Source organism: Paracoccus albus, assembly GCF_027913035.1.
Classification (GTDB): domain Bacteria; phylum Pseudomonadota; class Alphaproteobacteria; order Rhodobacterales; family Rhodobacteraceae; genus Paracoccus; species Paracoccus albus.
Genome location: NZ_CP115775.1, coordinates 3,176,769 through 3,198,888, shown reverse-complemented (window position 1 = coordinate 3,198,888; position 22,120 = coordinate 3,176,769). Strand labels below are relative to the sequence as shown.

20 protein-coding genes are annotated in these 22,120 nt (G+C 58.2%); 11 read left to right on the top strand and 9 right to left on the bottom strand.

All coding sequences use genetic code 11. The features are described from left to right. The first annotated feature begins 55 nt into the window (after nt 1-55). Nucleotides 56-595 carry a L,D-transpeptidase family protein gene (locus tag PAF20_RS16055; RefSeq protein ID WP_271071597.1) on the top strand — a complete coding sequence of 180 codons (540 nt, stop codon included), beginning with the start codon at nt 56-58 and terminating at the stop codon, nt 593-595. Nucleotides 596-726: 131 nt separating this feature from the next. Next, nucleotides 727-2,106 (top strand): bifunctional enoyl-CoA hydratase/phosphate acetyltransferase, encoded by a 1,380-nt coding sequence (locus tag PAF20_RS16050; protein WP_271071596.1) that lies wholly within the window; start codon nt 727-729, stop codon nt 2,104-2,106. 60 nt (nt 2,107-2,166) lie between these two features. On the opposite strand, the gene dnaJ is transcribed toward PAF20_RS16050, so the two are convergent. From dnaJ to PAF20_RS16035, 3 genes are all read right to left on the bottom strand, one after another. Further along, nucleotides 2,167-3,324, bottom strand: a complete 1,158-nt coding sequence (gene dnaJ / locus PAF20_RS16045; protein WP_271071595.1) for a molecular chaperone DnaJ — start codon at nt 3,322-3,324, stop codon at nt 2,167-2,169. Nucleotides 3,325-3,393: 69 nt separating this feature from the next. After that, nucleotides 3,394-5,304 (bottom strand): molecular chaperone DnaK, encoded by a 1,911-nt coding sequence (dnaK, locus tag PAF20_RS16040; RefSeq protein WP_271071594.1) that lies wholly within the window; start codon nt 5,302-5,304, stop codon nt 3,394-3,396. Between the two features lie 176 nt (nt 5,305-5,480). Further along, on the bottom strand, nt 5,481-6,302 hold the full coding sequence (locus tag PAF20_RS16035) for an ABC transporter permease (protein ID WP_271071593.1): 822 nt from the start codon (nt 6,300-6,302) through the stop codon (nt 5,481-5,483). Nucleotides 6,303-6,418: 116 nt separating this feature from the next. Here PAF20_RS16035 and cysQ point away from each other — a divergent pair, with 116 nt between their 5' ends. From cysQ to PAF20_RS15990, 9 genes are all read left to right on the top strand, one after another. After that, complete coding sequence (gene cysQ, locus PAF20_RS16030; RefSeq protein WP_271071592.1) at nt 6,419-7,222, top strand: 3'(2'),5'-bisphosphate nucleotidase CysQ; 804 nt, start codon at nt 6,419-6,421, stop codon at nt 7,220-7,222. Then, entirely contained in the window at nt 7,222-8,022 is an 801-nt protein-coding gene (gene kdsB, locus PAF20_RS16025; RefSeq protein ID WP_271071591.1) for a 3-deoxy-manno-octulosonate cytidylyltransferase, read from the top strand. Before cysQ ends, kdsB begins: the two co-directional genes overlap by 1 nt. After that, the gene (locus PAF20_RS16020) at nt 8,012-9,247 is read left to right on the top strand and encodes a glycosyltransferase family 2 protein (protein WP_271071590.1); all 1,236 of its coding nucleotides are present in this window, start codon (nt 8,012-8,014) and stop codon (nt 9,245-9,247) included. Before kdsB ends, PAF20_RS16020 begins: the two co-directional genes overlap by 11 nt. 80 nt (nt 9,248-9,327) lie before the next feature. Then, entirely contained in the window at nt 9,328-10,221 is an 894-nt protein-coding gene (locus PAF20_RS16015; protein WP_271071589.1) for a UTP--glucose-1-phosphate uridylyltransferase, read from the top strand. After that, nucleotides 10,221-11,222 carry a UDP-glucose 4-epimerase GalE gene (gene galE / locus PAF20_RS16010; protein ID WP_271071588.1) on the top strand — a complete coding sequence of 334 codons (1,002 nt, stop codon included), beginning with the start codon at nt 10,221-10,223 and terminating at the stop codon, nt 11,220-11,222. Before PAF20_RS16015 ends, galE begins: the two co-directional genes overlap by 1 nt. Next, a complete protein-coding gene (locus PAF20_RS16005; RefSeq protein ID WP_271071587.1) occupies nt 11,212-12,456 on the top strand; it encodes a glycosyltransferase family 4 protein in 1,245 nt (414 codons plus the stop codon). The genes galE and PAF20_RS16005 overlap by 11 nt, the downstream gene beginning before the upstream one ends. Nucleotides 12,457-12,700: 244 nt before the next feature. After that, nucleotides 12,701-13,519 carry a glycosyltransferase family 2 protein gene (locus tag PAF20_RS16000; RefSeq protein ID WP_491899794.1) on the top strand — a complete coding sequence of 273 codons (819 nt, stop codon included), beginning with the start codon at nt 12,701-12,703 and terminating at the stop codon, nt 13,517-13,519. Beyond that, nucleotides 13,516-15,201, top strand: coding sequence for a DUF5927 domain-containing protein (locus PAF20_RS15995; RefSeq protein ID WP_271071586.1), 1,686 nt, complete (start codon nt 13,516-13,518; stop codon nt 15,199-15,201). The genes PAF20_RS16000 and PAF20_RS15995 overlap by 4 nt, the downstream gene beginning before the upstream one ends. After that, entirely contained in the window at nt 15,194-16,585 is a 1,392-nt protein-coding gene (locus PAF20_RS15990; protein WP_271071585.1) for a sulfotransferase family 2 domain-containing protein, read from the top strand. The genes PAF20_RS15995 and PAF20_RS15990 overlap by 8 nt, the downstream gene beginning before the upstream one ends. 44 nt (nt 16,586-16,629) lie before the next feature. On the opposite strand, the gene PAF20_RS15985 is transcribed toward PAF20_RS15990, so the two are convergent. From PAF20_RS15985 to motA, 6 genes are read right to left on the bottom strand one after another with little or no spacing between them, the layout of a single operon-like run. Continuing rightward, entirely contained in the window at nt 16,630-16,998 is a 369-nt protein-coding gene (locus tag PAF20_RS15985; RefSeq protein WP_271071584.1) for a hypothetical protein, read from the bottom strand. Between the two features lie 28 nt (nt 16,999-17,026). Further along, on the bottom strand, nt 17,027-18,112 hold the full coding sequence (gene flhB / locus PAF20_RS15980; RefSeq protein ID WP_271071583.1) for a flagellar type III secretion system protein FlhB: 1,086 nt from the start codon (nt 18,110-18,112) through the stop codon (nt 17,027-17,029). After that, nucleotides 18,109-18,864 (bottom strand): flagellar biosynthetic protein FliR, encoded by a 756-nt coding sequence (locus PAF20_RS15975; RefSeq protein WP_271071582.1) that lies wholly within the window; start codon nt 18,862-18,864, stop codon nt 18,109-18,111. The genes flhB and PAF20_RS15975 overlap by 4 nt, the downstream gene beginning before the upstream one ends. 8 nt (nt 18,865-18,872) lie before the next feature. Beyond that, a complete protein-coding gene (locus tag PAF20_RS15970; RefSeq protein WP_271071581.1) occupies nt 18,873-20,963 on the bottom strand; it encodes an FHIPEP family type III secretion protein in 2,091 nt (696 codons plus the stop codon). Beyond that, nucleotides 20,953-21,252: a hypothetical protein gene (locus PAF20_RS15965; RefSeq protein ID WP_271071580.1), complete on the bottom strand. Its 300-nt coding sequence runs from the start codon at nt 21,250-21,252 to the stop codon at nt 20,953-20,955. The genes PAF20_RS15970 and PAF20_RS15965 overlap by 11 nt, the downstream gene beginning before the upstream one ends. Next, the gene (gene motA / locus PAF20_RS15960; protein ID WP_271071579.1) at nt 21,252-22,118 is read right to left on the bottom strand and encodes a flagellar motor stator protein MotA; all 867 of its coding nucleotides are present in this window, start codon (nt 22,116-22,118) and stop codon (nt 21,252-21,254) included. The genes PAF20_RS15965 and motA overlap by 1 nt, the downstream gene beginning before the upstream one ends. Nucleotides 22,119-22,120 lie beyond the last annotated feature (2 nt).

Below are 22,120 nucleotides of genomic sequence, written 5' to 3'. Positions count from 1 at the left end.
GAACGTGGTAGCTAAAAGGCATAAAACGCAGCGAAAAGCGTGAAATGAGGCAGTGATGATTCGTGCGGTACGTGCCGGGCTTGCCCTGGCTTTTCTTGCAATTCTGGCAGCTTGCGGCGGCGACAGCGCGCCCTATTCTCAAGCGCCGCCCAGATTTCTCAGCTATAACGGGCCGCGTGTTACGCAGGTCGTGGTCAACAAATCCGACAGGATGATGTATCTGCTGTCGGGCCAGACGATCCTGCGGACGTATAAAATCGGACTCGGCAATGAGCCGCAAGGCACCAAACAGTTCGAGGGCGACGGAAAAACCCCCGAGGGCGTGTTTGTCATCGACCGCTTTAATCCGCGCAGCGCTTATCACCTCTCCGTCGGGATCAACTATCCCCGGCCCCAGGATACTGCGCGCGCCATGTCTGTCGGCCGGAAACCCGGTGGCGACATCTTCTTCCACGGTCGCGGGCCGGATGGCGAAAAGGCCCGCCGCGCGGGCAAGGCCGACTGGACGGCCGGCTGCATTGCCGTGGAAGACGCGGAAATAGAAGAAATCTATGCGATGCTTCAAACCGGCACGCAGGTGGTCATAAACCCATAGCCTGCCAATCTCCGGGTCCATCACTATACCGCCGCGCCATCTATGACGCGGCGGTTTTGCTTTGTATGGCTTGACGCCCCGCGACGGGGCCCACAACCTCACCGCAAGCAAGCGACAGCGGACAGGACATCATGCAGATTGAGAACAAGACATTTGATGAGCTTCAGATCGGCGACAGTGCAGAACTGCGCAGGCTGATCACGCCAGACGACCTGATCATCTTTGCGACCGCGTCGGGCAATTACAACACCATGCACCTGCCCGGATTCGACACCGACGGCGACGGAAAGTCGGAAGAGGTCGCGCCCGGCATGTTTACCGCCAGCCTGATCGCCGGCGTTCTGGGATCGATGCTTCCGGGACCGGGGACGCTGTATCGCAATCAGACACTGTCCTTTATGGAGCGCGCCCATGCAGGTGAGGAACTTCTGGCCCGCGTCACGGTCGTCGACAAACAGGCCGGGGGTCTGATTACCCTTCGGACAGAGGTGATCCGGGCCAGCGACGATGCCGTGATCGTCAATGGCGAGGCGCAGGTCATGGCGCCGGAAACAAAGTTCGTAGCCAAGGACATTCATATCCCGGGGCTGCTCGTCCAAAGGCACCGTCACTTCGACGCGCTGATTGAACAGGCGGCACCATTGCCGGCGCTGATAACCGCAGTCGTCTGTCCGGTGACCGAAGAATCGCTGAACGGTGCGCTTCTGGCCGCCGATGACAGCATCATCACCCCGATCCTGATCGGGAATGCCGCCAAGATCCAGGCGGCGGCCAAAAGCCTTGGGCGAGAGTTGACCGGGATCGAGATCATCGACGAACCGAGCGACACTGGCGCGGCTCAAATGGGTTGCCAACTGGCGCGGGATGGCCGTGCCAATGCGGTGATGAAGGGGCACCTGCACACAGATGACCTGCTGCGCGCGATGGTCGACAAAGAGACCGGTCTGCGCACGGGCCGCCGATTCACCCATGTTTTCGTCATGGATGTGCCGGGGGAGCCAGAGCCGCTGCTGGTGACAGACGCGGCCATCAACATATCGCCCGATCTGAAAACCAAGGTCGACATCACGCAGAACGCGATAGAGCTTGCAGTATCGCTGGGGCTAGAGCCTCGCGCGGGTATCTTGTCGGCTGTGGAAACGGTGAATCCCGACATCCAGTCCTCGGTCGATGCGGCGCTGTTGTCGAAAATGGCGGATCGCGGGCAGATCAAGGGCGGTGCCGTCGATGGCCCACTGGCGATGGACAATGCCGTGGATATGGCTGCGGCGCGGACCAAGGGGCTGAAGGGGGCCGTCGCTGGCCGCGCAAATATCCTTGTTGTGCCGGGAATCGACGCCGGGAATATGCTGGCCAAGCAGCTTTCCTATATCAGCCACGCCGAGGCGGCCGGGCTGGTGCTGGGCGCACAGGTGCCGGTTATCCTTAACTCACGCTCTGATGGGGCGATGTCGCGACTGGCTTCATGCGCAGTGGCCGCGATCCATCATTTCAGTCAGCAAGGCGATTAACTACGAACAACGCCGGCACAAGCCAGTGCCGGCGTCATCAATATTCTGCCCGGGCATCGCTCAGGTGCCGGTCATGCCGTCCCAGAAATGCCTGACCTTGTTGAAGAAGCCCGTCGATTGCGGAGAGTTGTCGGCCTTGATCTCGTCAAACTCGCGCAACAACTCCTTCTGTCGGGCGGTAAGATTAACGGGGGTTTCTATGACGAGTTCGATCAGCATATCGCCAAGCTCGCCCGCAGCACCATTGCCGTGGCGCAGCGGCGGCATACCCTTGCCGCGCAAACGCATCTGACGGCCCGTCTGGCTGCCTGCCGGAACCTTGACCCGGCTGCGACCACCGTCAATCGTCGGCACCTCGATCTCGCCACCAAGTGCCGCAGTAGCCATACCGACCGGAACCTGACAGGCCAGCATCTTGCCGTCACGCAGGAAGATCGAATGCTCGTTAACAGTAACGAAGATATAAAGGTCCCCTGAAGGACCACCGCGCAGTCCGGCCTCTCCCTCTCCGGCGAGGCGGATGCGGGTGCCGGTTTCGACACCGGCGGGGATATTGACCTGCAACGCCCGCCGCGTCTCGACACGGCCCTGACCCTGACAGGACTGACAGGGGTTCTTCACCATCTGACCGGCGCCATTACAGCTTGGGCAGGTGCGTTCGACGGTGAAAAAGCCCTGGCTGGCACGAACCTTGCCCATGCCAGAGCAGGTCGGGCAGGTCACAGGCTCTACCGCGCCTTCGGCACCGGTCCCCTCGCATTCCTTGCAGGTGACAGAGCCCGGGACATTGATGGTTTTCTGAATACCCTCGAACGCCTCTTCCAGGCTGACGCTCAGATTATAACGCAGATCCTGCCCGCGTGACGCGCGGGTCCGTCCGGCACCGGCGGCCGCACGGCCACCCATGAAATCACCGAACAGATCTTCGAACACATCGGCGAATGCTGCCCCGAAATCGCCATTCCCGCCGCGACCGAATCCGCCGCCGCCATGTTCGAACGCCCCGTGACCGAAGCGATCATAGGCCGCCTTCTTCTGCGGGTCCTTCAGGCAGTCATAGGCTTCATTGACTTCCTTGAACTTCGCTTCAGAGGTCGGGTCAGAGCCGTTGCGGTCGGGATGAAGCTCTTTCGCCTTCTGGCGATAAGCTTTCTTGATCTCATCGCCATTGGCGCCCTTCGACAGGCCGAGCATATCGTAATAGCAGCGTTTCGCCATGAATAGTGCCTCTTACGCATAGGCCGGTCCGGGATGATGACCCGGACCGGCCCAAACTTTCATTCGCGCTTACTTGCGCTTGTCATCGTCGAGATCTTCAAAGTCGGCATCGACGATATCGTCGTCGACGTCACGCGGCGCATCGGCATCCGGCGCAGCTTCGCCTTCGTCCGACTGAGACTTATAGATCGCCTCACCCAGCTTCATAGACGCATCCATGACGTTCTGAATACCGCCTTTGATCTTGCCGGCATCGTCGGTCTTGAGCGCATCTTCAAGCGCACCGATGGCCAGTTCGATCGCTTCAACGGTGGATTCGTCGACCTTATCGCCATGCTCTTCCAGTGACTTCTTGGTGCTGTGAATCAGGCTTTCGGCCTGGTTCTTCACCTCGACAAGCTCACGGCGGTCCTTGTCAGCCTCGGCATTATCCTCGGCATCCTTGACCATACGTTCGATATCCTCATCGGACAGACCGCCCGACGCCTGAATCGTGATCTTCTGCTCTTTGCCGGTGCCCTTGTCCTTGGCGCTGACATTCACGATGCCGTTGGCGTCGATGTCAAAAGTCACCTCGATCTGGGGCATCCCGCGCGGTGCCGGCGGAATATCCTCAAGGTTGAACTGACCCAGCAGCTTGTTGTCAGCTGCCATTTCGCGCTCACCCTGGAAAACCCGGATCGTCACAGCGTTCTGGTTATCTTCGGCGGTCGAGAAGACCTGACCCTTCTTCGTCGGAATGGTCGTGTTGCGGTCGATCAGGCGGGTAAAGACACCACCCAGCGTCTCGATACCCAGCGACAGCGGGGTCACGTCCAACAGAACGACGTCTTTCACGTCACCTTGCAGAACGCCGCCCTGAATCGCGGCACCGAGGGCCACGACTTCGTCCGGGTTCACGCCTTTATGCGGTTCCTTGCCGAAAAATTTGGTCACCTCTTCGATCACCAGCGGCATCCGCGTCTGACCGCCGACCAAGATCACCTCGTCGATTTCCGACTTCGAAACGCCAGCATCTTTCAGCGCGTCCTGACAAGGCTTCAGCGTCCGCTTGACCAGTTCACCGACAAGGCTGTCCAGCTTCGCGCGGGTCAGCTTGACGACCATGTGCAACGGCGTGCCGGTGTCCTTGTCCATCGAGATGAACGGCTGGTTGATTTCCGTCTGGCTGGAGGAGGACAGTTCGATCTTGGCCTTCTCTGCCGCCTCTTTCAGACGCTGAAGGGCCATCTTGTCCTTGGTCAGATCGACGCCGTGTTCTTTTTTGAACTCGTCAGCAAGATAGTTGACGATGCGCATGTCGAAATCTTCGCCGCCAAGGAACGTGTCCCCGTTGGTCGATTTCACTTCGAACAGACCGTCGTCGATTTCCAGAATGGTAATATCGAAGGTACCGCCGCCAAGGTCATAAACCGCGATGGTCTTGCTGTCCTTCTTGTCCAGACCATAAGCCAGAGCAGCGGCGGTCGGCTCGTTAATAATGCGAAGAACTTCAAGTCCTGCGATCTTGCCGGCGTCTTTGGTGGCCTGACGCTGCGCGTCGTTGAAATAGGCCGGAACGGTGATGACAGCCTGCGTCACATCTTCGCCGAGATAGCTTTCGGCGGTTTCCTTCATCTTGCCAAGGATCATGGCGCTGATCTGCGACGGAGAGTATTTTTCACCCTGCGCTTCGACCCATGCATCGCCATTGCCGCCATCGACAATGTCGTAAGGGACCAGCTTCTTGTCCTTTTCAACCTCTGCATCGGTCAGACGGCGACCGATCAGACGCTTAACAGCGAAAATTGTGTTGGTGGGGTTCGTCACAGCCTGACGTTTGGCCGACTGACCCACAAGGCGCTCACTATCCTTGAACGCGACGATCGACGGCGTGGTACGCGCACCTTCGCTGTTCTCAACCACTTTCGGCTGGCTGCCGTCCATGATCGCAATACAGCTGTTGGTCGTACCCAGGTCGATCCCGATTACTTTTGACATGTTCAAACCTCTCTTCCGGCGATGTTCGTGGTCCGCGGGTCCGGTTTCGGCCCCCGAAGACCTGATCCCAATTGTTTGACCTGCCGGCCCGGTGGCCGACTCTGTCAGGCTATATAGGAAGGGGATTTTCGGGCTGCAAGAACCGCAATATAGCTGTTCGCCGCCTTATTGCCGCGTCAACGACCCGCCGACCAGCTGAGCGACTGACTATTACGCGTGACGAATTCGCCCATCAGCCCAATCATCGCTACAGCAAGCGAAAAATAGATCGGATAGATAACACTGGAATTGTGCGGTGTGTAATTGATGAAAGCGAATCCGCGGGTCTGGTCAATGACATGAAAGAGCGGGTTCCATGAGAACATGGCGAGCATCGACGAAGGCAGGGCGTTGGCAACGAACATTTTCCCGGATGAAATCATGTTCAGGCGCCGATACAGCATGCTGATCATATTGACCCCCTTGGGCCACCAGGGTTCCAAAGCGCGAAACACCAGTCCGATACAGCAACCAGAGAACCACGCCAGCACGAACATGCCGAGACATGCATAGATGTTTTCGATGTTCACAGGCTCGATAAATGCGTTTGCCAGCAAAAGCAGCACGACACAGCAAAGCAACTGCTGATAAAGCGCCGCAAGCGCAGATGCACTTATCGTGATCGCCGTATTCATCGGCGTATGTTTCATCAGGGCCGACACCGCCCCATCAGCCCCGACAACGGCTTGAATGGCCTGATTGTGCGTCATGAACATGAAGATGCCCGACATGATATACACAATGAAGCTTCCCCGGATCGGAGAACTTCTGACACCAAGCACCATGAACAGGACGAAGAAAACCGCGACCATCAGGCATGCGCGCACGACAGTCATCAACAGTCCGATGATGGCACTCCGATCACCCTTGCGCAGCTTGTAGACCGTCATGTGATAGATCAGCGCGACAGTTGTCAGTCCCGCCGAGAACATGTTTTTCGTCTGACGCTGCTCGAACATTCTTGCCTCGTTGGTCGTGCGACTTGCCCTGACCTCAAGCCCGCATCATAAGAGGCAGGAAAGCGCGGCACAATGAATCTGCGGCGCGATGGTAAATATATGTGTAAGGTGACGACATGGACTTCGAAAAGCTCACCGTCGTGATGCGACAGCTGGCATTGGCAGCCGGTAACAAGATCATGCAGATCTATGATGCAGATGATTTCGAGGTTCGCTCGAAATCGGATTCATCTCCCGTCACCGAAGCGGATGAAGCTGCCGATGCTCTGATTTCTGAAGGTCTTCGGGCGGCCTTCCCTGAAATCGCGCTTGTGACCGAAGAGCAGGCGGAAAGTCATGGTCAGGAAGCGACCACGTTCCTGATCGTCGACCCTCTGGACGGAACCAAAGAATTCGTACAGCGGCGCGGCGACTTCACGGTGAACATCGCCTATGTCGAGGACGGCGTTCCCCTTCGCGGTGTCGTCTACGCCCCTGCCAAGGGGCGGCTGTTCTATACCACTGCCGACGGACGCTCGGTTGAAGAAACCGGTCCCTTCGGTGAAACCGCGCAGGAAACGCATGCGATCGGCGTTAATCCGATGCCCGACAATCGCGGCCTCATGGTCGTCGCGTCAAAATCGCACCGCGACGCCGCAACGGATGAGTATATCGGCCAGTATAAGACCCGCGACATGGCCTCTGCCGGGTCGTCTCTGAAGTTCTGTCTTGTCGCCACCGGCGAGGCGGATCTTTATCCCCGGCTGGGCCGGACGATGGAATGGGACACTGCCGCAGGCGATGCCGTTCTGCGCGGCTCTGGCGGCGAGGTTGTCCGGTTCGACGACCATACCCCCATGACTTACGGCAAACCGGGCTTCGAGAACCCGTTCTTCATTGCCTATGCTCCCGGCGTGCTGCTGGTCAAAGAACCCGACTGATGTCCGTCATTATCGTCATTCCGGCACGTTACGCTTCAACGCGATATCCGGGCAAGCCGCTGGCGATGCTGAAAGGGGCCGGCGGGGAAACCGCGTCGCTGATCGAACGCAGCTGGCGGGCCGCCAAAGGCGTCGCCGGCATCGACCGTGTCATAGTGGCAACCGACGATGATCGTATTCGCGAAGCGTCGGAAGCCTTCGGGGCCGAAGTCGTGATGACCTCCAGCGAATGCCGCAACGGTACCGAACGCTGTGCCGAGGCTGTCGCGAATCTGGGCGTCTCGCCAGAGATCGTGGTTAATCTGCAAGGTGACGCGCCGCTGACGCCTGCCTGGTTCATCGAAAACCTGATCGCGGGACTGCGCGCCGATAAGGATGCGGGACTGGCGACTCCGGTCCTGCGCTGTTCGGGACGAATGCGTGCCGACCTGCTGGCCGACCGCGCAGCGGGTCGCGTCGGCGGGACAACAGTGGTCTTTGGGCGCCAGATGCAGGGCCTTTATTTCTCGAAAGAGGTCATTCCTTTCACTGGCCGCGATTACGCTGCAGATGAGCCGACTCCGATATTTCACCATGTCGGCGTCTACGCATATCGCCCCGACGCGCTTGCGGCTTATCCCGGCTGGCCCGAAGGCACGCTGGAAAGGCTAGAAGGGCTGGAGCAGCTGCGTTTCCTGGAAAACAGCCATCGCATTCTATGCGTCGAGGTCGAGGCGCGCGGACGTCAGTTCTGGGAACTCAACAACCCCGAGGATATTCCCCGTATCGAAGCCATGCTGGCGGAGATGGATGAAGCGTGACCGACACGCCGGTCAGCGTCGTCATTGTCTCTCGTGGAAGGCCGGATCATCTTCACAGTGCCTTCTCTCTCTGACACTGCAACATCATGGCAAATTTGAGATTATTCTGGTCGCAGACAAGCCCGGTCTTGGCCGGGCCACTGATCTGCCCATCAAAAAAGTCGCATTTGATGAGCCTAATATCTCCATCGCTCGAAATCTGGGGATCAAAGAGGCCGCCGGCGAAATCATCGCATTCATAGATGATGACTCTATTGCTGAACCAACCTGGCTTTACCGGTTGACTGCGCCATTCACGGATCCGACCGTGATCGCCGCGACGGGCTGGACACGCGACCGCGACGGTTTTCGCTGGCAGAGCCGGGGGGCGCGGATGACTGCGGCGGGCTTCCCGGTCGAATTGAACATTCCGGCTGATCGGACGACTCTGCTCTCGCCAAAGAACGGGCATCCGGTCAATCTGCACGGAACCAACTGCGCCTTTCGCGCCCGTAATCTGCGCGAAATTGGAGGCTTTGACCCGATCTTCGCCTATCATCTGGACGAATCCGATGTTGCCATGCGGCTTGCAGTGAATTGGCCCTCTTCACTGACCGCGGTTGTTCCTGACGCACAGGTTATTCACGCCCGCGCAGCGGCGGATTACCGCGACCAAAGCAGTATTCCAACCGATCTTACCGCAACCGGTCGGTCAGCGGCGCTATTCTCAAGGCGCCACAGCGGTCCGGACCCGAATGATAAGATAGTGAAACGTACCCGGCGTAAGCTGATTAGGCACATGCTCTCTGGCCAACTGGATCCCACCCGAGTGAACGGCATCATCAATACGCTCAAGGCAGGTCTCAGGTCTGGTCACGCAGTTGGGCTGCCCGATCCGCCTGCTGCGATCCAAATCGACTTGACAGAGTTTCTGCCCATGCCATCCAAAGCACGGGATCATAGAGTTTTCTCAGGTTGGCATTGGCAGGCAAAGCAGTTGCGTGCCAATGCGGCGAAAGTGGTAGGTCATGGAGCTTTGGCAACCGTGATTCTGCTGACGCCAGGTTTCATGCCGCACCGGCTTCGCCTGACCAAAGGCGGGTGGTTCGAACAGACGGGCGGCCTTTGGGGCGTGTCCGAGGCGGACGACAAAGCAACACGGCCTTGGCAGCAAAACGAAAGACTACAGAGAGAGCGGAGCCTGAGCGAGATTCGTCGGAACCGATCAAATATGTCAAACGTTTGAGCCGCGCGCTTGTCCCGCGACGGGTATATGGCGTAATAGGTCAGTCGATGGGGGGCGTCCCTGGAAAAGGAATTTGCTTCATGAGTCGAAAAGTTACAAAAGCCATTTTTCCTGTTGCCGGACTCGGCACGAGATTTTTGCCCGCGACGAAGTCTATTCCGAAGGAAATCATGACTTTGGTAGACCGGCCGCTTATTCAATACGCGATCGACGAAGCCCGCGCTGCAGGGATTGAAGAGTTTATTTTTGTGACTTCTCGCGGGAAGGGTGCACTGGAAGATTACTTCGATCATGCACATGAACTGGAAGCGAATCTCAAGCGCGGCGGCAAAAACGATCTGCTGGACATCCTGCGCGCGACAAACATGGATTCGGGGGCAATCGCCTATGTCCGCCAGCACAAGGCCATGGGTCTGGGTCATGCCGTCTGGTGCGCGCGCCGCCTTGTCCCGGAAAATGAACCTGTCGCCGTCATTCTGACAGATGACGTCATCATGGGTGAGCCGCCCTGCCTTCAGCAGATGATCGAGGCACATGGCGAAACCGGCGGCACAATGGTTGCCACCATGGAAGTGCCGATGGAAAAAACCAAAGCCTACGGTGTTCTGGACGTGGCAGAGGATATGGGTGCCATCGTCAAGGCGCGCGGTCTTGTTGAAAAGCCGAAAGAAAACCCGCCTTCCAACCTTGCGGTGATCGGTCGTTATATTCTTGCGCCGACCGTGCTTCAGAACCTCAACAAGCTGCGCGAAGGTGCGGGTGGTGAAATACAGTTGACCGACGCCATCGCTGACGAAATCACCGAAGGCCGCGACGTTTTCGGTCTGCGCTTCCGCGGCCAGCGATACGACTGCGGTTCCAAAGCCGGTTTCTTGCAGGCAACCGTCGCCTTTGGCTTGGAGCGTGAAGATCTGCGGGCAGATTTTCTCGATTACCTTCAAGAAATTATGTCGATGCAGCGCGCGGCTGAGTAATGCCGCCAACCGTTCTTGTTACCGGCGGCGCCGGCTATATCGGTTCACATGCGTGCAAGGCGCTGAAAGCATCAGGATACCTTCCCGTCACTTATGACAGCTTGGTCACGGGGTGGCGTGAGGCTGTCAAATTCGGTCCGTTTGTTCACGGCGACCTGATGGACCGTGTTCTCCTGGATCAGACTTTCAGTGAATACCAGCCGATTGCAGTCATGCATTTCGCCGCGCTCAGTCAGGTCGGTGAGGCGATGAGCCAGCCCGGCAAGTATTGGCGCGGCAATGTCTGCGCCTCGCTGAACCTGATAGAAGCGACGATCGATGCCGGAGTGCGTGACTTCGTTTTCTCTTCGACCTGCGCGACCTACGGCGATCAGGACGGGGTGGTGCTGGATGAGGGCAGCTTGCAGGCCCCGCTGAACGCTTACGGCGCATCGAAACGCGCGATCGAGGATATGCTGAAGGATTTCGGCGCGTCTGATGGCCTGAACAGTGTGATTTTCCGTTATTTCAACGTCGCTAGCGCAGATCCCGATGGCGAAGTCGGAGAGTTTCACCAGCCCGAGACGCATCTTGTTCCGCTGATCCTGGATGCGGTCGAGGGGAAGCGCGCGGCACTGACGGTTCACGGAACGGATTACCCGACAGAAGATGGTACCTGCATCCGCGATTATGTTCATGTGATGGATCTGGTCGATGCGCATGTTCTGGGACTGAACTGGCTTCGCGCCGGCAATGGACCGACAAGGGGCGGGACAGAGGTGTTTTGCCTTGGCACCGGCAAAGGCTTCTCTGTCCGAGAGGTTATTTCAGCCGCGGACAGCATCACCAACCGTGAAGTGCCGACCCAGGAAGGCCCTCGGCGCGCGGGCGACGCGGTGAAGCTCGTCTCGGGAAGTGAGCAGGCAAGCAAGGTTCTTGGGTGGAAACCCGAACGTTCGACGATGCCGCAGATGGTGCGCGACGCATGGCGTTGGCATCAGATCGGTGGATATGGCGGCTGAGGCGCCGGTCATTCTGGACGTCTCTAGGCTGGTGTCTCGCATCGGCACTGGCCCTCTGACAGGGATAGACCGGGTCGAGGCCGCCTGGCTTGGACATGTCGCGAGCCGCAAGCACAACCTGATCTGCCGCGTCAGCCGTGGACAGCTTTTGCTGCCACCAGAAGCGGGGCCGAAGATTCTTCGGTGGATTTCGGGCAACAGGTGGGACCTTCCGGTCCAACCGGGATGGCGGGAACGGCTCGCTGGCCAGAACGGTGGCGCGGCCCGCGCCAAAACAGCACTTCGCGAAATGGCCCTTTTCTCTGCGGGGCGGTCCGGGAAGGGTTTGGTCCGACAAGCGATGCAGTCCCTTGGCCGTGACATCACCTATCTGAATGTCGGCCATTCGAATCTGGATCGCGCTTTTCTGGCCAACATGTCGGAGTGCAAGCGCGTCGTGATGATCCACGACACGATACCGCTGGATCATCCCGAATATACCCGAGAGGGTCAGACAAAAAAATTCCGCACGCGCTTTATGACAGCGCTGACATTCGCCGATCAGATCATCGCAATCTCTCAGGCCACGGCAGAGCGGATCGAATTGTGGCGCGGCAGGCTGGCAATCACACGGCGCGCGCCCATTGCTGTCGCGCATATCGGCACGACTTTGTCGCCCTCGCGCCCGGACGAAATTCCCGGCGATCTCGATCTGAGACGACCGTTTTTCTTGGCACTTGGCACGATAGAGCCGCGCAAGAATCACGCCCTGCTTCTGGATGCGTGGGATATTATCCGCGACCGGATGTCGGGCGAGGATATTCCACAGCTTTTCATCATTGGACGTCGCGGCTGGAATAACCACGAAGTTTTCGCTCGCCTCGACGCTCTCCCCCTCGATGGACCGGTTAAAGAGCGCAATCATCTGAACGATGGGGCGGTCGCTGCACTGGTCGAACGTTGCCACGGTTTGCTTATGCCGTCCTTCGCTGAAGGCTTCGGCCTGCCGCTGACCGAAGCAGCAGCGCGCGGTGTCCCTTTACTGTGCACACCGCTGCCGTCTGCACGAGAACTCATTGGCGACTATGCGACCTATCTGCCCGCATCCAACCCTGACGAATGGGCCGGAAAAATCATTGAGCTTGCGAATATCAACCCTATCCGTATGAAGAAATTAGAAATTTCCGGGTGGGAGAACCATTTCCGTATTGTTAATCACGCGCTAGAATTTGCTCCTCAGGGTAGAGGAGCATAAGAAAGTTCGATTTGAACGCATAATGTGGTAATCCAAAGTGAGCGTAGGAATTCGTTCAAGTTTAAACGCCCTGAGATTACGGGCGACACGGCAATGGTATCTTGGCCGCGCCATCCGACGCCGCAAACAGGTGGTGCCGGTCGAAACACGCCTGCGGAAAGTACCTTCGGACGCAATTTTATGCTTCGTTACGCTTCGCAACGAACTTGTAAGACTCCCCTTCTTTCTGGACTATTATCGAAATATGGGGATAGGGCATTTCCTGATCGTCGATAACGGGTCAAACGATGGAAGCCTTGAATACCTCAAGGAGCAACAAGACGTTTCGGTCTGGAGCACATCGGGAAGCTACAAAGCCTCTCGGTTCGGGATGGACTGGCTGAACTGGCTGCTTTTCCGCTATGGCTCAGGGCACTGGTGCCTGACAGTCGATCCCGATGAATTTCTGGTCTACCCACATTGCGACAGCCGACCCATACAGGCCCTGACGCATTGGATGAATGCCTCGGCCATAAAGTCGCTTCCGGCGATGTTGCTGGACGTCTATCCCAAGGGCCGGATCGGGGATGAGCCTTACCGGTCTGGCACCAACCCGCTGGAAATTGCCTGCTACTTTGATCCCGCCAACTATATGATCCACAAGAACGGGCGCTATGGAAATTTGTGGATACAGGGCGGGCCCCGTGCGCGAAGTTTTTTCGGCCGCGATCCAAAACTCGCCCCGGCGCTGAATAAGATCCCCTTGGTGAAATGGCAGCGCAACTATGTCTACGTCTCCTCGACGCATATGGCGCTGCCAAGATCGTTGAACCTCGTCTATGACGAAAATGGTGGTGAGCGTATCGCCGGGGCCCTTCTGCACGCGAAATTTCTATCCACATTCATCGAAAAATCCGATGAAGAAATGCTGCGCGGCCAACATTACGCCAACAGCCAGGAATACCGTGCCTATTCCGCCGGACTTCAGGGTGACATGACGCTTTGGAACGAGGAATCCCGGCGCTACGAAGGCTGGCGGCAACTGCAAGAACTTGGCCTTATCTCGCAAGGGAACTGGGCATGACGGCACCGACACGGATCGGCGTTATTCTCCTGTGCCACGATCAGTTGCAGGTCGCGGCCAGCATGGTACGCGCATGGCGGGATGGCGGTGCCGCGGTGGCGATCCATGTCGACCGAAGGGCCAGGCAAGAAGAATATGACCAATTGCGCGGCTCTCTGTCGGGTCAGACAGATGTTGCGTGGGTAGAACGTCAGCGCTGCGATTGGGGCCGCTTCTCTATGGTAGAGGCGACACAGGCCGCCGGCAGAACCCTGTTGGACGAATTCGACGACGTTACTCATGTTTTCGTGGCGTCGGGCAGTTGCCTTCCCTTGCGCCCAGTTCCCGAACTCTGCGAGTATCTGACACGGCACCCTGCAGTTGACTTCATTGAGAGCGTGACCGCTCAGGATGTCGGCTGGACGGTTGGCGGTCTGAACATGGAACGTTTCCTTTACTATTTCCCTGTCTCATGGCGTAGAAATCGACGGCTGTTCGACCAGCTTGTCGCGCTTCAACGCAGTATCGGGCTGAAACGCAGGCTACCACAGGGAATTGTCCCTCACCTCGGCTCGCAATGGTGGTGTCTGACTCGCAAAACTTTATCCAACATCCTTGAAGACCCGCGACGCAGAGAATTCGATCGCTTCTTCAGGTGGTCCTGGATACCTGACGAAAGCTATTTTCAGACATTGGCGCGCAGGCATTCAAAACGGATCGAAAGCCGCTCGCTGACTGTGTCGAGCTTTGACTACCGCGGAAAGCCTTATATCCTTTACGACGATCACGCCGATATGCTGGCCGCATCGCGCTGCTTTGTTGCCCGCAAGATCTGGCCCGGCGCCGAAAAACTCCTGTCACGTTTCCCGGAGGATGCGGGGCCGGGAAATGTCCGCGATGAACCCGACCCCGCGCGAATAGAGCGCCTGATCAGTGCCACCGTCGCGCGGAGCAAACTGGGTCGGCCTGGTCTTTACATGCAAAGCCGTTTTCCCAAGAAAGATCAGGAGAACGGCAAGACCGCCGCCCCTTACGCCATCCTGCAAGGTTTTACGGACATTTTCCCTAATTTCGAAAACTGGCTTGCCGCACGGGTTGAAGCCGACGTTCACGGGCATCTGCTGGGACCGGACGGTGCAGAATTCGCCGGTCGGCCTAAGATCGGTCCGGGCGGCTTATCCACATACCCGGAAAGCCGCGACTACGATGCGGCAGGTTTTTTGACCAGCCTTATCCGTATCACAGAAAGGCCACAGGTCTTTCAATTTGGCCCGCGCGACAATCAGGCGCTGAACTGGTTCACAGCCACAGATCCAAACGCTACCATCCGGGTCGTCACAGGGGCATGGGTTGTCCCCCTGATGCATTCGGAGATGCCTTTCGACGATATTCGGCGTGTCGCCGCCCGCCTGCAGCAGATCGAACTGGCGCAACTTGGAGTTTTGCGATCAGTCTGGGTCAAGGCAAATATCGAAACATGGGAGCTTTCTGACTTTGCCGCGCGTCCCGGCGCAATCCTTCAACGGGTGGTGCGCGACCTGGAATACGCTTCCGGTTCATGGCCTTTATACGATCAACTACCCGCGCAGCGCGATCTTGACCAGTTGGGGCGCTTTCTTCAACGCCTGCGAAACGCGGGTCTTCAGCCACGCCTGATGGGCGATTTCCCGGCCACGCGTTCGGAACAGGAATGGCATGTCTGATTTCAACAGCTTCGTGATATTTGCGGAAATGCGCACCGGCTCTAACCTGCTGGAGGCGACGCTGAACGCCATCAAGCGTGTCACCTGCTTTGGCGAGGCATTTAACCCCTATATGCTCGGCTGGCATGACACCGATCAGATCCGCGGGATCTCCAAGCAGCAGCGCGAGGAAGATCCGCTGTCGTTGCTCGCCGCTATCACTGGCCGCGAGGACCATCTGTCAGGCTTCCGCTATTTCCACGATCACGACCCACGCGTGTTCGATGCGATCATGGCAAACCGACGCTGCGCCAAGATTGTGCTGACCCGCAATCCGCTTGAAAGCTATGTTTCGACCGAACTGGCATGGCACACGAACCAGTGGAAGCTGAACCAGACAGAGACACCGATACCGGCCGCAATCGAATATGACGGGGCGGCCTTTCGCAAAACGCTTGCGTCAATCCGAGAGTTTCAGGGTCGCGTTCTGCACCGCCTGCAGACGTCAGGTCAGGCAGCATATTGGCTGAACTACGACGATCTGCGCGACAGTCAGATCATGACGGGATTGCTGCATTGGCTGGGCCGCACGGACTTGGAAAAGGTCAGCCCGGCATCGGATCAGGTGCCGCAGAACCCGCGCGAGATGTCGTCCAAGGTCAGCAATTTCGACGCCATGCGCCGGGATCTGTCAGAGTTCGATCCATTTGAATTGTCGCGCATTCCGACATTCGAACCCAAGCGCGGCCCCGCCGTTCCCAGCTTTTACACCAGTGAGGCAGGCGGCGGCCTTGTCTTTATGCCGGTCAAAGGCGGCCCGACTGATCCCATCCTTTCATGGCTGAAAGCCATTGATGCCCCCATAAAGGGAAATCACAACCAGACCAGCCTGCGGAAATGGCTGCGCTGTCACCCCGATCACCGCAGCTTCACCGTTCTGCGCCACCCGCTTCGGCGTGCATGGTCGGCCTTTTCGCATCTGATCGGCGCGGCCCCGGCAGAGCTTCGCCAGCAAATGCGCGAAACGCACCGTGTCCCTCTGCCCGCTGATGAGGCGCTTTTTGACATGACTCCAGAGCAGCAACACCAGCTGTTCATGGACTTTCTAGGCTTTCTGCGGCGCTGCCTGAACGGACAGACAAGCTTGCAGATGCTGCCTGTTTGGGCCAGCCAGACAGAGGTTCTGGCCGGTTTCGCCCAATTCCTGTCGCCCGATATGATTATGCGCGAAGATACTCTGGAACGGGATCTGAATTGGATGGCGAGTGCGGCGGGCCTTCCGGCGCCGGCCACGCCTCTGTCAGAGCCGATGCCGGAATTTCTGACCGATAACACGCTGCAAAAGGCTGCACAGGCTGCCTATCAGCGGGACTATATCCAGTTCGGGTTCGGCGAACAGGTTTAAGCGGCGCGCGCCAGTGACAGCGTTTTTACCTACAGAACCGGTGGTCACCGTCTGAGTGCCTTTTTCGGCTGCGCTCTATCGGCCAGCTCCTCCAGCACCCTGACGCGCCCGAACTCTTTCTGCGCTTTTCCAAGCGCCGCTGTGTAGTTCGGCCTCAGCCGATCAAGTTCGTCATCGATCCGCGCGATATCGCGCGCCAGCCTTCCGGCCTGCACATGTGCCGACGCGGCACCGGAAAGCGTGAATGGCTCTTGCCGGATCAGAAGCTGGTGAAGCATTGAACTTCGCTCGGCACGTTCGGCCCTCAGCGCCTCGACATGACGACGAAAGGCGGCAAAACGCTCCAGCTCTGCGTCCGAGCGCAGTCCGGCCAGCCGTGCCAGTTTCCCGAGCTTTTCTTTCTCCAGCTTCATTCTCTCGCCTCCAGCCCACGGTGAGCCTTTACCAGCCGCGCTTCACCTTTTCCCGCATCGTCTCAGCGAACCGGATTGCGGCTGCCACGGCAGCGAAATGGTCCGGCTCTATCTCCGCGCCGATATCGACGCTCGCATGAATCGCACGCGCGCATAGCGGATCGGACCAAACCGGCACATCATGCTCAGCCGCTCGCTGCCTGATCCGCGCGGCAACTGCGTCTGTACCCTTGGCGACGCAGACCGGTGCCTTTCCACTTCCCCGTTTCCACGTCAGCGCAACGGCATAATGCGTCGGGTTGACGATCACGACGTCAGCCCGCTCCACATCAGCCAGCATGGAGCTCATGACGATCTCCATGGATTTCTGGCGCCGCGCTGATTTCATATGCGGGTCGCCATCGCTTTCCTTCATCTCATCCTTCATCTCCTTCATGGACATGCGGTTGCGACGCCGAAAATCCAGATGTTTCCATCCCAGATCGGCAATCGCGAACACCGCCGAGATGACGAGGGAAAGCAGCAGCGCATTTTCAATCACAGCCCGTAAACCAGTCAGCCATCCCTTCGCTGCCCCTGTCGCAAGCAATTCGGCCAGCATGGTCCGAAAAAGCAACCAGCCCCCCAAACCGACCGCAGCAACCTTGCAAACGGATATGGCGAAGGTCACGAGCGCTGTTTTACCGAATTTTTGACCCGCGTTTTTCACCGGATTGATACGGGACATATCGACGGAAAGTTTGCTGGGAACAAACACCACCCCACGCTGTACCACCAACCCTATCAGAACAACCGCCGCCGGTATCGCGATCGCAGCGAGCGTATAGATCGCCGCAGAACCCCAGACCCGCATTGCCATGTCGAGGTCATATCCCGTCGTCGTCCTGCCGTCAGGGGCGCGGGTCGACCCGACATCTGACCACACCCCGGTGCTCGCCAGCATCCATGCGGGAAGCAACCAGTCAATGATGACCGCGCCCCCCACCAACGCGCCAAGATAGGCGAGCGCCGCATTGACCTCGGTCGATCGTGGGAAGTCACCCTTTTCCCGCGCCTTTCGCAGTTTCTGTTCGGTGGCCTCAAACTGCTTGTCGTCGTTCTGCTCTTCGCTCATCGCGGTAGGGCACCCGCCCCTAGCACTGTATCCGCCCAGATCTGCAGAATTCCCGGTGACAGAACGGCCAACCCGATCAGCGCCATAAGGATAATCGCGGGCGCACCAATGAAAACAACGGGCAAAGTGGGCATGACCCTGTTCACGACCGCAGTCAGCAATTGGTACAGCAACCCGCCAAGAATGAACGGCGATGCCAGTGCCATTGCCAGAACGAAGGACTGACCGACCAGCCCAACCACAGCGTGTACCTGAAGCACAACATCAACTGAGAAACCCGGCGGGAAGACGAGATAGCTATGAACGATCATTTCGATCAGCATCACGGGAAGGCCCAAAGCCATCAGCAGCGCCAGACCTGCCAGATGAAACAGGTTGCCAATGGGATGCGGCGCGGCCTCTGTCCCAGTTCCGATCAATTGCGACAAAGAGGCGGTTGCACCTATCGCTGAACTGGCCGTGTGTAGCGCAAAGGTGATAAGCCGCACCGGCAGTGCCACAATAACGCCCAGAAAAAGCTCTTTCAGCGCGACAATCGCGAATGCTAGCAAAGCCAGATCATCGGCCCGGTGATGTTCTGGCGCCAATATCGCAGCGAAAGGACAAAGCGCCATAGCCAGGCCGACGCGAAGTCTGGCGGGCAAAATACGCGCCGAAAATGCGGGCAAAACCAGAATGATAGCCTGCACCCGCATATAGGTCAGGATCAGCGGAAGAAGCACGGTCAGCATATCCGGCGGCAGAAAAGACAAAGCCGACTTCATTCGTTGCCGATTGTCGCCAGCAGGCTGATGTCAGCGGCGGGATCAATATCACCCAATGCAAGAACAGGTATTCTGATCGATTGAGAGATCACCATCTCTCTAACCAACCGTCTTCGATGATCTGCAACGGCAAGAACGAGTTCCTGCCCCTGATCGAGTGTCGCCAGGGTCTTGCGAAGCTGTGTCGCAAGTTTGCGCGCAAGGTCGGTGACCGGCAGCCCTTCACCGCTCCTTTGCCCCGCAGCTTCCAGCTTCGACAGTTCGGTTTCCCAGACCGGGTGCAGCTGCAGCACATTCAATCGGCCAGAATTGCCGATCATGGCCTGCGTGATCTGACCGCGCATCCGGTGCCGGATCGCCTCGAACACATTTTCCGCCGAACCCGCGTTCCGGTGTTCATGGATCGCATCCACGATCAGGGGCAGGTTCCTGATCGGCAGCCCCTCATCCAGCATCAGCCGCAGGACACCAAGCAACAGTTCGGGGGCTACCTTGTCCGGCAGCATATTGTCGAAATACTGCTGATAGGTCTTTCCGCGCGAGGGGTCGCTCATCTCTTTCAGCTCGGCGATCAGGCGTTGCAGAGATGACAGGGTCAGCAGATCCGACATGCAGGATTTCGTCACTTCCATCAGATGCGTTGACAGGACCTCCATCGGGGTGATGATGGTTGCCCCCGCAAGGGCGGCGGCTTCCTGCAATCCCGGCTCTACCCATTTCGCCGATGCAGAAAAAACCGGTTCGGCAATCGTCTCGCCCGGAAGGTTGCCGAGCACATCTTCATCCCCAAGGGCCAGCAGCATGCCGATTTTCAGACTGCCACGACCGCGCCTGACGCCATGAACCCTGATCAGGTACTCATCAGGCGCACAGGCGGTGTCATCCGTAATCCGGACCTCTGGCAAAACGAGGCCGAAGCTTCGCCCGATATGTGTCCGAAGGCTGGCAATGCGCGGTGCGAGCCCTTTGCCTGTATCGAGCGCATCAATAACGAGATCGGCACCTATTTCGACCGAGATATCATCGACATCAATATCGTCACCGATGCGCCGGATGGGAAGCTCGGTCGTTGGCTCATCCTCCGCCTGTTCCGGCCCGGTTTCAGGCGTGCGCAGGCTGATCTTCCATGCTGCAACAGCCAACGCTGCCGCGAGCAGGATGAAAATCAGGCTGGGCATACCCGGAACAAGCGCCAGCAAAATCATCGTTGCGGCGACGACGGCGGGCGCTCGCCAATCTGCCGTTGCCTGCCCGAGGATAAGGTTCGAGGTTTCCTCTGTCGCGCCACCACGCGAAAGCAGCAGCGCCGCCGCCATTGACGTGATCAATGACGGCACCTGCGTCACCAGCCCATCCCCGATCGTCAGGCGCGAGTAGTTCTGAAGTGCGTCAGCCGCCGGCAAATTATGGACAACAACCCCCATCGCCATACCGACCAGCAGGTTGATCAGCGTGATGACAATGCCCGCAATTGCATCGCCCTTGACGAATTTCGTCGTCCCGTCGAGAGAGCCGAAAAAGCTGATCTCGCGCTGATCGCTTTCGCGGCGTCGCCTTGCTTCGTTGTGATCTATGGCACCACAATTCAGGTCGCCATCAATCGCAAGCTGTTTGCCGGGCAGGCTGTCAAGCGCAAAGCGCGCCGAGACCTCCGCCATGCGGCCCGCACCCTTGGTGATGACAACGAAGTTCACGGCTGAGATAACCGCGAAGATGGTCAGACCGATCAGCAATGATCCACCGGCGACGAAGCGGGCGAAACCGTCGATGACATGCCCTGCGGCACTGGTTCCGGTATGGCCCTCGGTCAGGATAAGGCGGGTCGAGGACACGTTCAGCGACAGACGGATCGCCAGCGATACCAAAAGAAGCACGGGAAATGCCTGAAAGTCGGTTGGCCGTGCCACAGTGGATGCCATGACCAGTATCATCGTCGCAGTGGCGATAGAGACCGCAATCCCGAAATCCAGTGCCATCGCTGGCATCGGGATGACCATCATCAGGACGATCAGCACCAGACCTACCGTGACAAGGGTGCCCTTCAACGCGCCGTCCTTCGCATTGTGACGGGCTGCGTCAATCTGCATCCGACGGATCCTCGGAAGGTTCCGCGCCAGAGCCGTTTCCATCGTCTTCGTGGAAAACAACGCGATCCAGCGACACAGGCTCACCCGTCAGCAGGCCAGTACGTCGCAGATAGACAAGTGCCAGCATGCGATCGGCGGGGCGCTGCAGCCGCGCCACATCGAGCAGCAGCGCCGGTGGCATACGTCGCCCCGACAGAACGATCCGGTCCACCTCTTGCGTGAATGACGTCAGATCATGAACATCCGGTGCGGAAGACAGTGCAGCCGAAAGCAGGAAGATTTGCCACATCACGCAGCCCTCTTTATCTCGCGCAGTGCAGTTTCGAGCGCGACAAAGCTGGGTCGCAGATCCTCTGGTGCGGTTTGGCGACCGACCTCTACGCAAAGATTTGTTGCGTGCTGGTGAAGGCCAGCCACAAGCACCGATTTGATGACATCGTAAAACGCCAGATCACAGCCGCGCACCGTCTCCAGCCGCTTGGCGATGGGCGCGACAAGGCCATAGGCCAGAAACACGCCCAGAAAGGTGCCGACAAGGGCGGCGCCGATCATCTTGCCCAGCACCTCCGGCGGCTGATCGATCGAACCCATCGTCTTGATGACGCCAAGAACGGCCGCGACAATGCCAAGCGCGGGCAATGCGTCAGCCATGCTTTGCAGGGCATGTGGGACGTGCATCTGTTCTTCCTTGATCAGTGCGATGCGCTTCGACAGCATATCCTCGACCTGATACGGATCGTCGTAGTTCAGGCTGGCCGAGCGCAGGGTGTCGGCAATGATCGAAACCGCCTCGTGATCGGCGATCACCCGTGGATAGGCCCTGAAGATGCTGCTGTCCTGCGGGTTCTCGATATGCTCTTCCAGCTCGACCGGGTTGCTGCGGGCAAGCCGCAGCAGTTGAAACAGCAGGCAAAGCAAATCCTCATGGTCCTGCGCCTTCCACACCGGCCCTTTGAATGCCTGCAACAGCGACGGAAACGTCTGCTTGAGGATGCTGCCGCTGTTTGACAAAATATATGAACCCGCAGCAGCACCGCCGATAATCATCATTTCGAATGGCAGCGCATGAAGGATCACGCTGATCTTGCCACCCGCCAACGCGTATCCGCCGAAAACCATACTGACGGTCAGGAGTATGCCAAATGCGCCGAACATGG

Bases quoted from the DNA above. Each gene is read 5' to 3' on its own strand.
- PAF20_RS16055 (WP_271071597.1), top strand. From the start codon at position 56: ATGATTCGTGCGGTACGTGCCGGGCTTGCCCTGGCTTTTCTTGCAATT.
- PAF20_RS16050 (WP_271071596.1), top strand. From the start codon at position 727: ATGCAGATTGAGAACAAGACATTTGATGAGCTTCAGATCGGCGACAGT.
- dnaJ (WP_271071595.1), bottom strand. From the start codon at position 3,324: ATGGCGAAACGCTGCTATTACGATATGCTCGGCCTGTCGAAGGGCGCC.
- dnaK (WP_271071594.1), bottom strand. From the start codon at position 5,304: ATGTCAAAAGTAATCGGGATCGACCTGGGTACGACCAACAGCTGTATT.
- PAF20_RS16035 (WP_271071593.1), bottom strand. From the start codon at position 6,302: ATGTTCGAGCAGCGTCAGACGAAAAACATGTTCTCGGCGGGACTGACA.
- cysQ (WP_271071592.1), top strand. From the start codon at position 6,419: ATGGACTTCGAAAAGCTCACCGTCGTGATGCGACAGCTGGCATTGGCA.
- kdsB (WP_271071591.1), top strand. From the start codon at position 7,222: ATGTCCGTCATTATCGTCATTCCGGCACGTTACGCTTCAACGCGATAT.
- PAF20_RS16020 (WP_271071590.1), top strand. From the start codon at position 8,012: ATGAAGCGTGACCGACACGCCGGTCAGCGTCGTCATTGTCTCTCGTGG.
- PAF20_RS16015 (WP_271071589.1), top strand. From the start codon at position 9,328: ATGAGTCGAAAAGTTACAAAAGCCATTTTTCCTGTTGCCGGACTCGGC.
- galE (WP_271071588.1), top strand. From the start codon at position 10,221: ATGCCGCCAACCGTTCTTGTTACCGGCGGCGCCGGCTATATCGGTTCA.
- PAF20_RS16005 (WP_271071587.1), top strand. From the start codon at position 11,212: ATGGCGGCTGAGGCGCCGGTCATTCTGGACGTCTCTAGGCTGGTGTCT.
- PAF20_RS16000 (WP_491899794.1), top strand. From the start codon at position 12,701: ATGGGGATAGGGCATTTCCTGATCGTCGATAACGGGTCAAACGATGGA.
- PAF20_RS15995 (WP_271071586.1), top strand. From the start codon at position 13,516: ATGACGGCACCGACACGGATCGGCGTTATTCTCCTGTGCCACGATCAG.
- PAF20_RS15990 (WP_271071585.1), top strand. From the start codon at position 15,194: ATGTCTGATTTCAACAGCTTCGTGATATTTGCGGAAATGCGCACCGGC.
- PAF20_RS15985 (WP_271071584.1), bottom strand. From the start codon at position 16,998: ATGAAGCTGGAGAAAGAAAAGCTCGGGAAACTGGCACGGCTGGCCGGA.
- flhB (WP_271071583.1), bottom strand. From the start codon at position 18,112: ATGAGCGAAGAGCAGAACGACGACAAGCAGTTTGAGGCCACCGAACAG.
- PAF20_RS15970 (WP_271071581.1), bottom strand. From the start codon at position 20,963: ATGCAGATTGACGCAGCCCGTCACAATGCGAAGGACGGCGCGTTGAAG.
- PAF20_RS15965 (WP_271071580.1), bottom strand. From the start codon at position 21,252: ATGTGGCAAATCTTCCTGCTTTCGGCTGCACTGTCTTCCGCACCGGAT.
- motA (WP_271071579.1), bottom strand. From the start codon at position 22,118: ATGTTCGGCGCATTTGGCATACTCCTGACCGTCAGTATGGTTTTCGGC.